This is a genomic window from Roseovarius sp. TE539 (genome assembly GCF_003298505.1).
GTDB lineage: Bacteria > Pseudomonadota > Alphaproteobacteria > Rhodobacterales > Rhodobacteraceae > Roseovarius.
Genome location: NZ_QNGB01000012.1, coordinates 54,316 through 67,684, shown reverse-complemented (window position 1 = coordinate 67,684; position 13,369 = coordinate 54,316). Strand labels below are relative to the sequence as shown.

Below are 13,369 nucleotides of genomic sequence, written 5' to 3'. Positions count from 1 at the left end.
CTCTTTGCGCCGGGTTCCTTCAACCGTCGCCTATTCTGTCAACATCCCTTTTCACCCGGCTTGCAGAATGGGCTGTATCCGACGGAACGCTTGACCGGGTGGCGCATCACCTGCTGGTAGCTCTGGTGTACATTGGGGGTTCCACAACATATGACACCGTTCAGCACCACGGGCTGAAGGCCCGCGGGGCAATAATTCACCGCTGTGGCATAAGGATAGATCTTTACCTCGGATGCCGTGGCAGGTGCCGCCGACATGAAGGCGGTTGCCAGTGCCGCTATGGCAAATGACGTGAAACGCATGACGCTCCCCCGGTAATTCGATTGCAGTTGAGGCGAGTCTAAGCCCACATCACCACCTGTCAATTTTTTTGACGACCGTGGCTACCCGATGGAGCGCACGATGCTTACCCCGGCCCAGGCCGAGACCGCCGTCAATACGCTTCCCCACGCGACATCGGCCACCACCATGTGCCAGTGCCAGCCCCGCAGCGTTGCGAAATTGGTGAATTCGTAAGTGCCATAAGCCAGCGCCCCCAGAAACGCACCACCCACGAGCGCCTGTGACGGCGCATCCTGCCGCAAGGATGGCCAGGAAACAAACCACAGAATGCCCGCGACATAGAACAGATAAAAGACAACCGCAGGCAGAGGCCGCAGGCGGTCTGCCAGCAACGTGCCTATATGCGCCTCGAAAAGCGGCCGCATCAGGTGCTTGAGGACAATCGTGTCGAGCCCGAGAAAAATCAGGGCTGTCGAAAAATAAAGGAGGGCAAGCTGCATGGCGGAGTCCTTGAACGGGTGGGTTCTTTACGGGTGTCCCGGGCCAACGGATGACAATCAGAGCACTGCTAAACGTGCTTGCGGAGATACTCGCAAAGGACACATCGGGGCGCACAGGCGCGAAGCTCCAATCGATTGGCAAGATACCAGTCGCCTAGGTCGAACACGGGGAAAAAGGTGTCTGCGCCGTCCACGTCGCACTCCACCTCGGTGACAAGGAGCCGGTCCGCGAGGGGAAAAAGCGCCTCGTAGATGCCCTGCCCGCCGATCCCGTAGATCCTGGTGTATCCCGACGCGAGCGCTGCCGGCATCGCGTCATCCAGTGAGCAAAATTCAGCGTCGCCCCCGCCGGGCCCTGAAGTGACCACAATGTTCATTCTTCGCGGCAAGGGCTTCTTGGGAAGGCTGTCCCATGTGCGCCTCCCCATGATGACAGCCCCGCCAATCGTCTCGCGCTGGAAAAACGCCAGGTCCTCCGGTGCACGCCACGGGATCGCGCCATCCTTTCCGATGGCGCCGTTGCGCGCCCGTGCGACCACCAGACTCAGCATCGGCCCCTCACACCGCCACCGGTGCGCGGATCACCGGATGCGGATCGTATCCGGACAGTTCGAAATCCTCGTAGCGGAAATCAAGGATATCGCGCACATCCCGCCTTATGCGCATTTCGGGAAGCGGTCGCGGCTCGCGGGAAAGCTGCAGTCTTACCTGGTCCATGTGATTCGAATAGATATGCGCATCCCCGATGGAATGGACGAAATCACCGGGTTCGTACCCTGTCACCCGGGCAAGCATCTGCGCAAGAAGGGCATAAGAGGCTATATTGAACGGTACGCCGAGGAACATGTCCGCCGACCTCTGATAGAGTTGCAGATGCAACTTGCCGCCCAGCACACGCACCTGCCAAAGCGTGTGACACGGTGGAAGCGCCATGCGCGGCACATCACCCGGATTCCAGGCTGAAACGATCATTCGGCGGCTGTCCGGGCTCTGGCGTATCGATTCGACAAGTTCCGAGATCTGGTCCACATGATCCGCCCTTGAATTCGTGGTCCCGCGCTCGTCCGTGCATATCGGGAAGCGCCGCCATTGCGCCCCGTAGACCGGGCCGAGATCACCCTCGTCATCTGCCCATTCATCCCAGATCGAAACCCCGTTCCGCTTCAGGTAGGCGATATTCGTATCGCCCGAGAGGAACCAGAGAAGTTCATGGATGATCGACTTGAGGTGCACCTTCTTCGTCGTGACGAGTGGGAACCCGTCCGCAAGCGGATAACGCATCTGCATACCGAACACGGACAATGCTCCGGTTCCCGTCCGATCATCCGAGGGCTCACCGTTCTCAAGTATATGACGCAAGCCGTCGAGATACTGCCGCATTATTTCCGCCCCAGTGACTGGCAGGGATCATGCAAGGACATTGACGCCAGATTCAAGCGCCAAACCAAAGTCGCAAGGATTTTCGTACATCCGGCATCAGTAGCATTTCAGGCAACTGCCCGGTCATGGCATCCCCATATTGAGCGTCAGGACTGCCCGGCGCATCGTGACAGGACGAATGCGGGCCGCGGCGCCGGGCATTCTTGTCTGGTCGGTCCGGCAGTTCAACGCGCATCGATCTCGATCATGACAGGGCCGTCGCCGCTGGCCCGGAGTTCCGAGAGGGTCCGGGCAAGATCCGCGGGCGTAGCGGTACAGGCTTGATAGGGAATCCGGCAAGCCCGGGCGATCGCGGCAAATTCCGGCGGCGTCGGGTCACATCCCACGACCGAGACTTCCGCAGCCCTCATCGCCTTTTCGATTTCAAGGTAGCCGTGGTTGTTCCAGACCAAGAAGATGATCGGCAAGTCCTCGTCGCGGGCCGTCATCAGTTCAGCAATGGAAAACTGTGCCCCGCCATCACCCGTCAGGCAGATCACCGGTTCCTCGGGTGCGGCCAGTGCGGCCCCGATGGCGGCAGGTATCGCATAGCCAAGCGCGCCATACCCCGTCGCGGCATTGAACCAGCCACCGGGACGATCATGGTCATAGTAAAGATTTCCCGCGTAGACAGGTTGTGCGGAGTCCCCGACGATGATCGCTCCGGGAACACCCTGGCGAAGCGTCTCCAGAATGTCGACGGCCATTCTCATGTCAGGCTCAAGACCCGACCACGCGGCCTGTCGCGCGTCTGCGGCCCGTTCGGATCCGCCGCGGTCCAAACGGGTCCGGTCAGCAGGCAGAAATTCAATCAGCCCGTCCAGACCGGCAGCCGCATCGGCCGCAATGGAAATCCGGGCGTCCACGCGCGACAACTGATCAGGGCAGATGTCGATCCGGACAAGCCCCGTCATCGGCGCCATCTCGCCAGTGGCGTAAATATCGTATTCTGTCGGTCCCAGTTCGGTTCCGACGGCCAAAACCGCATCCGCGCCCGCAATGAGATCACGCACGGGCCGAAGGCTGGGACTGGCCGGCACGATCAAGGGATGCCGGTGCATCAGACCGCGTGCATTCACCGTCTGGATCACGGGAGCATCCAGTGCCTCCGCGACACCGCGCAGCGCTTCTTCCGCCCGCTTCGCGCCACCGCCGGCAAGAATAACCGGCCGATCCGCGGCCCCGAGATGCCGTGCCGCCTGTTCGACAAGAGCGCCGTCGCGGGACTTTTGCGGGCGTGGCGCGGCCACGGCCCGGGCGGGGGCCTCGTGAAGGGCTTCCAAAAGGTCGATGGGGACTTCAAGATGGGAAGGACCGGGTCGGGCCTCGGTTGTCGACCGCCAGAGATCATCAATCGTGTCATGCAAAGCGGCCGGTGCCAGAACCTGTCGGGCACTCACGGCGACGGACGCCGCCAAGCCGTGCTGATCCGGCAATTCGTGCAAATGACCGAGACCTTTGCCAAGGCTTGCAAGACGATTGACACTGGACACGATCAGCATCGGCACACTGTCGGCCCGCGCCTGCGCCATCGGGGTTATCGTGTTCGTGAGGCCCGGCCCGGTAATCACGAAACAGACACCGGGCTTTCCGCAAACGCGGGCATAGCCATCGGCCATGAAACCGGCACCTTGCTCATGCCTTGGCGTCACATGCCTGATCCCCGACTCCGCAAGGCCCCGATAAAGCTCGATCGTATGGACACCGGGAATTCCGAACACGACCTCGACACCCCTGTCCCGAAGAGCCAGGACCAGTTCTTCTCCAACCGTGGTCATTGTGCAGCCTCCCGCGACGATTCCCCTATCTTCTCCGCATGCCCGAGAATGAGGTCGCAGGCCCGTTCCAGTGTCTCGTCCGGCACCGTAAGGGCCACCCTGACCCATCCGGCGAGGCCATCCCCGAAGGACGTGCCCGGCATGACCGCCACGCCGGTCCTTTCCAGAAGGTCGCTGGCATAAGTCTCCGAATCCATTCCGGTCGACGAGATGTCGATCAATGCGAACATTCCGGCCTGCGGCCTGTTGACCCTGAAAAACCCGTCACCTTCCAACCGATCCGTCAGACGTTTTGCACGCCGGGCGAACCGCTTGCGCATGCCCGCGGCCGCCTCCGATGGCTGCCGGACGGCCATCTCGGTCATGTCGGCGATAAAGGGTTGATTGCCGAACAGCATGGTTTCCGCAAGAGGCAGGAGCCGCGACACGAATTCCGCGCTGGCGACGGCCCAACCGCTGCGAAAGCCCGGCGCGGCGTGACTTTTCGAGATCGAAGACACAACCACGGTTCGGTCGGCCAGTTCGGGGAACGAAAGTGGCGAGGCAAAGGGCACATCCTCGAAGATCAATTCCTCGTAGACCTCGTCCGAGACGATCCAGAGATCGTGCCTGCGCGCAACCTCTCCGATCGCCGCAACCTCGTCCCGGGTCAGGACCGCACCCGTCGGGTTGTGCGGTGTATTCAAGAGGATGGCGCGGCTGGCGCTTGTAATCCGCGCCTCAATGTCATCGGCCTGAAGGCGGAACCCCATTTCCGAACGGAGGGGAACGCTCACCATCCTTGCGCCGCTGGCCCTGATCACGCCCTCGTAGGTGGCATAAAGCGGATCCCCGGTCAGGACCTCGTCGGATTCTTCGGTCAAGCCCATCATCGTCACGAAAAGCGCGGTCTGCGTCCCCGGCAGGCAAAGCACCTGATCAGGGCCGATCGGGCGTCCGGTCCGGTCACTGTATCTGTTTGCCAATGCCTGCCTCAGCCCGATTTCGCCACGGCCGTCGGAATAGCCCGTCCGTCCGTCCGTCATGGCGTCAGCCGCACACTGGACAATTTCCCCCGGGGCAGAAACGTCCGGTTCGCCGATGGTCAGGCGGATCACATCATGGCCCTGCGCGGCCAATACATTGGCACGGACATGCACGCCCCATTTCGCTCCGCCAAGCCCGGCAAGGCGATCATTGATTCTGGCGTATCTCATCACGTTTCCTTCTGTCCTAACTTGATCTTGGGTGCCGAGTGCCACATTTCGGAACGCACCGTAACCGCAATGAAACCACTTCGGGCGGATCCGGTCACATCGGGCGCGACGCACGGAATTTCTTGAAAAGCACCACGCCTTCGCCCGAAGCCTGCTGATGATAGAAAAAACCGTAACGGTGCATGTTCTCGAAAAGCTTCACCACGCCGTCGGCCTTGATGCGGTTGGTATGAAGTTCCACCAGAACGAAACGCACATCGCCAAGATCGACATCATCAAAGAGGGTGCCTTCGCCCCCCTCGATGTCACAGATCAACGCGTCCGCACGGGCATCGGCAAGCACTTCATCCAGCGATACCGCCGGCACCTCGATCCTGTGTGACGGCAGGTTTCCCGGCTTGTCCATCGAGGAGGACCAGAAAGGATCGGCAACGTAGAAAGGGGTGCTGGCAGCGCCGCTCCGCAACTGCTTGCCCGGCAGCGCAATGGCGTTGATCACGGTGCTGTCGGTCACGCCGTTCAGCGCATGCACGCGCCGAATATAATCACAAAGATGCGGATTGGCCTCGATGCAGGTCACCTTTCGCGCACCGTGGTGACGCACCGCACATGTCGAGATGTAACCGATTCCCGCCCCCAGTTCGACCACCGAGGAATGACTTCCGACGAAGGTCTTCAGCGCACGAGCCTCGCTGGCCTCATAGTTGCCCTTGCCCAGAAGGGTGCGCAGGCGAGCTGTCATGATTGTTCGATCCTCGGGAAACACAAGGCCGTTTGACCGGATCGTTTCAGGGCCTTCCATGTCGTGCATCGTCGCCTCGCCTGGACTTGGGTCGGGATCGGGGCCCGTGGATCAGACGACGGCCCGTTTGAAACCCGAGTCTAGCCGAGCCCGGACTCGGGTTGCAATGTCAGTTCTCCGCGCGCCGCACACCGTCGAAAAACCCGATGATGCGCGCATATGCGTCTCGCGGCGGCTCGTTCGGGTGCAGGCGCACCCGCCCGTGTTGCTGGTCTTCGGATTCCACGAGCTCCACGGCATCGCCGCCTATTCGGGCGATCTCGCGGATGAAACGGATGTCGACCAGCTCATCACCGGGACCGTGAAGCGCATGCACCGGCACTTGCGACGGTGCATAAAGGGACGGATATGCAAATCCGCCCGAAATGCTGACGAGGCCACGTATCGCCGGGCGCCAAAGCCCGAAAAATCCGCTCAGGTGAACAAGGTTGAAAGCGGTGATCGCGCCTGCCGAATTCCCCCCGATTCCCACCCAGTCGGAGAGATTGTAACGGTCGCGCTGACGGTCAAGCCATGCAAGCGCGCCTAGCGCGTCTTCCATCGCCGCCAGCGATGCCGCTCCGGAAAGGTTCTTGCGGAAACCACGACTCCGGTATTGACGCAGTTTTGCCATCCGGCGCGCGACCGGCGCCGACAGATCCTCGCTTCCGGCTTTCAGACGGTAGTCGATCGAAGCATAGGCATATCCGGCCTTGGTCAGCCAGCGGGCATCGGTCATGTGCCCGGCCCACGTCTTCTGACCGGCCCGGAAACCGCCGCCATGTATCCACATGACAAGCGGAACGGGACCGGGGGCCGACCTGGGCACTGTCAGATCGAGTTTCAGGCTGACCTCCTCGCCCCGGCGAACCGCACGACCGTATTCAAGGTCCTCGTGCCGCACGTAGTGGTCAGGCGATTTATCATCCTTCATTCGCACACCCATCTTGCCAATCCATTGCGCAGCAAACATAGTTTCCCGCACGTGCGTTGTCGCGGCTTTTCGCACAACGCTACAGGGCACCCCTGGAGCGGAGACTGGATGGCTACCGCCTCGGCAAAATTCGATCGCGTGGCTCGTTTCCTGCGGCCCGTGGAAACCACGACCCCGCTGATCCGTGTCGGGGCCTTTGGCGATGGCGGGTACCTTGTGCCCGACGATCTTCACGGGATCGCCGCCTGCTACTCACCGGGAGTGTCCCGGCAATCGACTTTCGAGCTTGATCTGGCCAAACACGGCATTCCCTCTTTCATGGCGGACGCATCGTGCGATGGACCCGTGATTGATATTCCCGGCGGCAAGTTCATGCGCAAGTTCGTTGGCCCACATGATACCGAGGACAGGATTTCCATCGCCTCATGGGTTTCGCAGACTGACCCGGGGCCGGGAACCGACCTCTTGCTTCAGATGGATATCGAGGGCGATGAATACCCGACGATCGCCACCATTCCCGACCCGTTGCTCGAACGATTCAGGATTATCGTCCTCGAATTGCACCGGCTGCCTTCGATCATCAGCAAGGAACCCTTTTTCAAGCGGGCCACGCCAGCGATCGAAAAACTGGTCACGTTCCACGAGGTCGTCCACCTGCACGCGAACAACGCATCCGGCGCCGTCGTCATCGACGGGGTGCGTATCCCCCGTGTCGTGGAGGTGACCCTCTTGCGCAGGGATCGCGCCACGATCACCGGGCCGGTCACCGGATTGCCGCATCCGTTGGATCGCAGGCACAAACCCGACCTGCCGGATCTGGAACTGCCGGCGGCATGGCTTGGCTGCATGCGCGGGCAAGCCTAGGCACGTTCCCTGAGTGGCGGCACAGGCGCCGCCGCCGGGTCGACGTCATGCTTCTTGAGCAACGCATCGATATAGCTGCCTTCTTCGGGCGTTCCTCCCTGGCCGGCCAGGAACTGCTTGATCCTCCGGCCATAGAAATGGACAGAATAGGTATCGGGGTGAAGAAAGCCTGAAATCCGGTCACGCTTGGACGCGAAGCCCATTTTCCTGCGGTGTTTGAACGGGACGGGGTAAAGTCCGTGTACCGGGAGTGCATATTTAGCCTCTCCCGTCTTGTGCAGGTAATGCGTTATCGCATGAGGCCCCCAGACGCCCCACGGCAGATCACTGACATGTACCGGCCGCCCCTCTTCGGCCTTGGCATGAAGTCGCGCGCGCATGCGGTCGGTGTACCATTCCGGAATGGCGAATTCGTCCTCCGTCATCTCCAGCAGCAGGCCGAGCGCCTCGCTGTCCGCGGGCATGCCCAGAACACCACCATTGATGGATTGTTCGGATTCCCAGCCGAAGAAATGGCCGGTTTCTGTCCTGAAAGGCCGAACGCAGTAGGCATCGGTATCGGCCCATATCACACCATCACCCTTCTTCAGAAGATGATAGCGGAAAACGTCGGAAAACAGGGCCGGGCTTCCGGTTCGGCCGTGGGTCAGGAAGTGCCCTGCATTCAGTATCTCGTTGCCATCGGCCAGCTCCACACCGTCCGGCACGTTCTCGACGGGGCCATAATGATACAGCTTCACCTTGTGCCCGGCATCGCGGAACGAAACCGCGCAAAGCTGCTCCATGTAGGAAAGCGGCCCCTCCACCCAGAGCATGGCGATTTCCGTGTCCTCGATCATGGCGCAATTCTCCGTTCGCCCGGATGTCAATGCCCGTCATCGCAGCATACCGACGCAAGAGCGTGCGTAGCCGGATTTTCAGCAGCGGACAAGATACATGACATTTTCATCTCAGACGCCTATCATGACCCTCAAAAAATTGGCACGGTCGAGATGAGCAGCAAATCGCCTTATTCGGATCTGGAACCCCATGCGTTCTGGCGCACCGCCGTTGCGGACGCCGGCGTATTCGGTATGGGCGGACTGTGGAAATCCGGTTGGACATTACCGGCCGATGCGGCTTTCGCGACTTACGGATCCTGTTTCGCACAGCATATAAGCCGGGCACTCACCGCACGTGATCTCAACTGGCTCAACTGCGAACCGGGGCCGGATGGCATGGCGCCCGAAACAGCTAGGAATTTCAATTACGGCGTGTTCTCCGCGCGCACCGGAAACATATACACCGCGCGGCTGTTTTTACACTGGGTGCGGCTTGCGGCCGGATACGAAGCCCCGAAAGATCAGGAAATCTGGCACGAGACCGGAAACGGCGGGCCCGGCCGCTTCAGGCCGGCGCTTTTCCCCACGATCGAACCCGACGGCTTCGGAGACGCAGACGAGGCGCGGGCGGCGATCGCGGGGGCGGCACGCGCATTTCACCGCTCGGTCCGGGACGCGGACGTTTTCATTTTCACGCTCGGGCTGACCGAGGGCTGGCTGAACCGCGAGACAATGGCGCCCTATGCTTTGTGCCCCGGGACGATCGCGGGAGAGTTCGATGCCGACCTGCATGTATTCGAGAATGCAGGATATCCCGCCATCCGGGCCGACCTTGAGGCCGCGTTGTCAATCATGCGTGATCTCAACCCGCAGCTTCGCATATTGTTCACCGTATCGCCCGTACCATTGACAGCCACGGCATCGGGACATCACGTTCTGCCCGCGACCACGTATTCCAAGTCGACACTGCGCGCCGTGGCCGGCGATCTCGCGGCCGCCATGGATCACGTCGATTATTTCCCGTCCTACGAAATCATCGCGGGGACGCCGGCACGCGCCGCGTTTTTTGCCCCGAACCTGCGTTCGGTGGAAATGCCGGGCGTTTCCCTGGTCATGAGCCATTTCTTCGCCGGTCTCGACCTTCGGTCGCCCGCGGGCAAGCGGAAGCGCAACCGTCCCGCCGACACCGGGGATATCGAAGCCTCTCTCGCTCAGGAGGACCTGATCTGCGAAGAGGAGTCCCTGGAGGCTTCGAATGAAACCTGAATATCACGGTTCGACAGACGTCGCGGAGACCGGGGCAAGACGGGATCAGGCGCCCTGTCCCGATGTGCTTCTGGTGGGCGACAGCCATGTTCTTGCACTGCACCAGGGCTGTGAGGCCCACGGCATCCGTTCCACCATGCTGAAAAGCGGCGGCATTCACTGGAACGAGGGAAAGATCAGGGTTTTCGGCCCCCGACGTGCAAGAAGCCCCTTCCTTCCGGCACTCGGACCATCGGTGAGGAACCTGGAAACCCAGCTGGGCCTTGGTGACATATTCGACAACGGTATTCCTGTCATTGCCTCGATCGGTTTCCATTGCGGGCATCTTGCGCGGGCATTCGGAGCCGAGGGTCATGTGGCTTGGCCGCCGCCCGACGCGCTGCCGAAAGAAGATCCCGGGGATACCCTTTTCGCCTCCCGGTCTCTTCTGGACGCCTTTGTGGAGGAACGCCGTGCAAGACACTTTGCGCTTCTCAGATATATCAATGGAAAGTGCAGGCTGACGGTCATTCTGCCGCCGCGCGCCCCGAAGAACGCGCCCAAGTTCAGGTTCCGCCACAATATCGACGCGCTGACAGCCTGCATCGCACGGAAAATCGACGACATGGGGATCGACATCTACGACCCCAATACCGAATTCGTCGGACCGGATGAACTCTTGCCGTGGGAGTGGGTCAATGAAGACGGCTTTCACGGTACGCCGGAATATGGCGCCCGTGCCGTCGAGCGTCTCCTGTCACGCGGGGCGTTGCGCCCGTAAACTCATGAAGGAAATTGCAAGCGCATGACATCTGAAGATCCACTCCGCTCACCCGGATTCGCCACCGACGGCCAGATTCAGAAGCTGGCCGGAGACGGGTTCAACCTGTACCGCTACCCGGATTACGACACGTACCGGGAAATCCAGAAGGAGGGTAACCGCCGCAAGATCAACTGGCAGTTCGTCCCGCAAAGCCATATCAACCTTTGTGCGGAATTCGTCGAGGACATGGTCGGCCCCGTGACATTCGGTATCTGCCACGGCACGCGCTCGGGCGCGGAACAGGCCTGGTTCGCGCAGGCGCTTTCGGGCGATCCGGACGTCATCGGAACCGAGATATCCGACAACGCGACGGACTTCCCGAAGACGGTGCGGTGGGATTTCCACGATGCCAACCAGGAATGGGAAGGGCTGGCGGATTTCGTCTACTCGAACTCCTGGGACCACGCCTTCGAACCGCTTCGGGCCTTTTCAAGCTGGTTGCAAAGTCTCCGGTCAGGCGGGGTCATGCTGCTGGATCACACCGCCGGCCATGTCGCGCGCAAGGCCAACCAGCTCGATTCCTTCGGGATCAAGCGCGGGCGGCTGCAGCGCCTGCTCAGAACGGAGTTCAAGTCCGTCGCGGTACCGATGGAAGCGCTGGATTTCAGCGAGCGGAACCCAGACTATCCTGCCCATGTGATCGTCATGCGAAAGCTGTGACACTGTCTCGGGACGTACCGTTCACTTCGCCTTTCTCAGGTACCTCTGCTTGCGATTGACGAATTTCTGCTGCGTCGGCGCCAGTTCCGCGGCCCTGTCCAATGCGGCCGCGGCGGAGTGCACGTCCCCCATGTCACGACACAGCTCTGCGAGGTCGGAATGGATCTGCGCGGTGGTCATGTCAATTGCGGCTGCCGCTTCCCAGGCAGTCCGCGCATCCCCGGGGCGGTCGCAATCGCGCAGGAACCTGCCCAGAAGATAATGCCAGTAGGGCTGTTTGGCGCTCTCCTCGGCAAGTGGCCGTATAAGTTCGGCCGCCTCATCGGGCCGTCCCGACATTGCAAGGATTTCGGCCTGGCGCTTGGTGACCATGATATGCCCGCGCATCGCCTCGGCGGTCTTGGCATGGCGCCTGAGAGCGCCTTCGGGGTCTCCCATCCGCGCTTGCACGAGCGCGCAGTAGCTTTCGCGTTCGGGCAGGTCCGTTTCCTCCCCCCTGGTCATCACCTTGTCGTGGATCTCCTCGAGGGCCTTGCTGTTGGCGACCACGCGTTCCGCCTTGCCGTCCATGACGAAATAGGGCCACTCGACCACGATCGAGGAAAAATCATAGGCCCGGCGCTTGATGAACTTGTTCTGCACGAGGAACATGTTCGCACGCATGTAAGGCACACGCATGGCCTGTACCACGGGCAGGCTGAAGGGAACCGGGCGGTCGGGCTTCAGGCGCCGGCGATTTATCATGAAACTCCCCACCAGGGTCACATCGGGCAGAAAGGGCTTCTGCCAGAACGCCCGTAAAAAGGTGCGGTGACACCGGATCGCCTTGCCGAGTGCGCCCAGAACGAGCGCATGTATTGCCGTGGCAGCAGCGTGCGACTCCTGCCAAAGATTGGGGTCGTTCAGGGCCTGCTTGATATTGGAATTCGCCTCATCCCAACGGTTCAGATACACGCAGTTTATCGCGTGAAAAAGCGGTACGAACGCATTCGTTGCCCCGCTTTCCTTGACGATGCGCCCGATTTCCCATGCCTCCTCTTCCCGGTTCTGCACCGGCAGACGTGCCGCCAGCTTGGCATAGAGATGTGCCGCCTCGCTCGGGGTGACGAAAGTTCCGACACCTGACTTCAAGCGCGCCAGCAGCGCCTCATAGGCGGCGTCCCGTTCGGTGCTGTCAAGCACATCGACGAAACGTTGCCTTGCCTGTCCGCTGATCAGCGCCGCGGCGCGACTGAAGGCGCTGATCGCAGGGGCGACGATCTGTCCGGCACGGGACATCGCGTAAAGTTCAAGAAAATCCCTCTGTGCCACCGTGCAATCAGCGAGATCGACGATCTCCTCGATGCCCTTCACCCCGGGATGGGCGGACCGGAATCGCGCGATGCTTTCGGACTGATCGGAAAAGACCAGTGCCAGCCGCGGTTTCTTCGCACGAAGATGTGCCGAATAAAGTTCGTCCGGTTCGATCTTTGACGGCCACTGCTTGTGCATCCACGGATCCGCATTGAGGATGTCCCCCCGGCGGATGTGATAGGCGACGCTTTCCGTGCCGGCATCCGACAGCGCAGTGTCTATGTCTTCAATCCGCCTTGCGATCAGCGCGTTGAACCCGATTTTGCGGATGAGACCGGGGAACCGGGCGCGCAGGGCCTCGGGATCTTCCCACGGGAAGGCGATGATATCGAAGCCCTCGTCGAGAATGACATGACCGCCTGCATCCAGATGCGCATTCAGCGCGTCGGGCGTCTTGTCATCCAGGAACTTCCAGATCGGTTCGACCCTTACCTGAAACGCAGCGTATTCCTCGTTGTCCACGAAGTGCCGCGCCATGAACGCCTCGGAAAACAGCTCTCCGGGGTTGCTCAGGGTCGGGGCATCCGCACCCGGAGGGAACCAGTTGAAACGGAAATCCGTCCGATAATCCTCCGTCAGGCGGATGGCGGTCAGGATCATGAGCAGCCGCGCGCCCAGCTGGTCACGACGCTGGCCCAAGAAAAAGCCGCGGCCATCGGGTTGTGAACTGGTCATAAACCCCTCGAATGTTTATGATGGGGAAAAAATACGAG

General features: G+C 61.0%; 14 protein-coding genes. 4 read left to right on the top strand and 10 right to left on the bottom strand.

The genetic code is table 11. The features are described from left to right. Positions 1–38: 38 nt before the first annotated feature. The 8 genes from DQW77_RS09570 to DQW77_RS09535 all read right to left on the bottom strand — a co-directional run bounded on the left by DQW77_RS09570 (position 39) and on the right by DQW77_RS09535 (position 6,890). Entirely contained in the window at positions 39–302 is a 264-nt protein-coding gene (locus DQW77_RS09570; protein WP_258523809.1) for a hypothetical protein, read from the bottom strand. A gap of 81 nt (positions 303–383) precedes the next feature. Next, positions 384–782: a DUF2177 family protein gene (locus DQW77_RS09565; RefSeq protein WP_113257997.1), complete on the bottom strand. Its 399-nt coding sequence runs from the start codon at positions 780–782 to the stop codon at positions 384–386. 68 nt (positions 783–850) lie between these two features. Continuing rightward, positions 851–1,333, bottom strand: coding sequence for a dihydrofolate reductase (locus tag DQW77_RS09560; protein ID WP_113257996.1), 483 nt, complete (start codon positions 1,331–1,333; stop codon positions 851–853). 7 nt (positions 1,334–1,340) lie between these two features. Then, positions 1,341–2,162, bottom strand: coding sequence for a thymidylate synthase (locus DQW77_RS09555; protein WP_113257995.1), 822 nt, complete (start codon positions 2,160–2,162; stop codon positions 1,341–1,343). Positions 2,163–2,386: 224 nt separating this feature from the next. Further along, positions 2,387–3,979 carry a 5-guanidino-2-oxopentanoate decarboxylase gene (locus DQW77_RS09550; RefSeq protein ID WP_113257994.1) on the bottom strand — a complete coding sequence of 531 codons (1,593 nt, stop codon included), beginning with the start codon at positions 3,977–3,979 and terminating at the stop codon, positions 2,387–2,389. Next, the gene (locus tag DQW77_RS09545) at positions 3,976–5,175 is read right to left on the bottom strand and encodes a pyridoxal phosphate-dependent aminotransferase (protein ID WP_113257993.1); all 1,200 of its coding nucleotides are present in this window, start codon (positions 5,173–5,175) and stop codon (positions 3,976–3,978) included. Before DQW77_RS09545 ends, DQW77_RS09550 begins: the two co-directional genes overlap by 4 nt. A gap of 94 nt (positions 5,176–5,269) precedes the next feature. Continuing rightward, positions 5,270–5,917, bottom strand: coding sequence for an FkbM family methyltransferase (locus DQW77_RS09540; protein WP_181711227.1), 648 nt, complete (start codon positions 5,915–5,917; stop codon positions 5,270–5,272). Between the two features lie 169 nt (positions 5,918–6,086). Beyond that, entirely contained in the window at positions 6,087–6,890 is an 804-nt protein-coding gene (locus tag DQW77_RS09535) for an alpha/beta hydrolase (protein WP_147094953.1), read from the bottom strand. Positions 6,891–6,998: 108 nt separating this feature from the next. On the opposite strand from DQW77_RS09535, the gene DQW77_RS09530 reads away from it, so the two are divergent. After that, positions 6,999–7,754 (top strand): hypothetical protein, encoded by a 756-nt coding sequence (locus DQW77_RS09530; RefSeq protein ID WP_113257990.1) that lies wholly within the window; start codon positions 6,999–7,001, stop codon positions 7,752–7,754. On the opposite strand, the gene DQW77_RS09525 is transcribed toward DQW77_RS09530, so the two are convergent. Then, positions 7,751–8,593, bottom strand: coding sequence for a hypothetical protein (locus DQW77_RS09525; RefSeq protein ID WP_113258053.1), 843 nt, complete (start codon positions 8,591–8,593; stop codon positions 7,751–7,753). The genes DQW77_RS09530 and DQW77_RS09525 overlap by 4 nt on opposite strands. Before the next feature lie 153 nt (positions 8,594–8,746). Between DQW77_RS09525 and DQW77_RS09520 the strand changes: the two genes are divergently transcribed. From DQW77_RS09520 to DQW77_RS09510, 3 genes are read left to right on the top strand one after another with little or no spacing between them, the layout of a single operon-like run. Next, positions 8,747–9,841, top strand: a complete 1,095-nt coding sequence (locus tag DQW77_RS09520) for a GSCFA domain-containing protein (protein WP_181711226.1) — start codon at positions 8,747–8,749, stop codon at positions 9,839–9,841. Continuing rightward, entirely contained in the window at positions 9,831–10,601 is a 771-nt protein-coding gene (locus DQW77_RS09515) for a hypothetical protein (protein WP_113257988.1), read from the top strand. The genes DQW77_RS09520 and DQW77_RS09515 overlap by 11 nt, the downstream gene beginning before the upstream one ends. A 24-nt stretch (positions 10,602–10,625) precedes the next feature. Beyond that, complete coding sequence (locus DQW77_RS09510; protein ID WP_113257987.1) at positions 10,626–11,303, top strand: hypothetical protein; 678 nt, start codon at positions 10,626–10,628, stop codon at positions 11,301–11,303. A gap of 21 nt (positions 11,304–11,324) precedes the next feature. Here the strand turns inward: DQW77_RS09510 and DQW77_RS09505 are convergent, their stop codons facing one another. Then, on the bottom strand, positions 11,325–13,331 hold the full coding sequence (locus tag DQW77_RS09505; protein ID WP_113257986.1) for a tetratricopeptide repeat protein: 2,007 nt from the start codon (positions 13,329–13,331) through the stop codon (positions 11,325–11,327). Between the last annotated feature and the right edge of the window lie 38 nt (positions 13,332–13,369).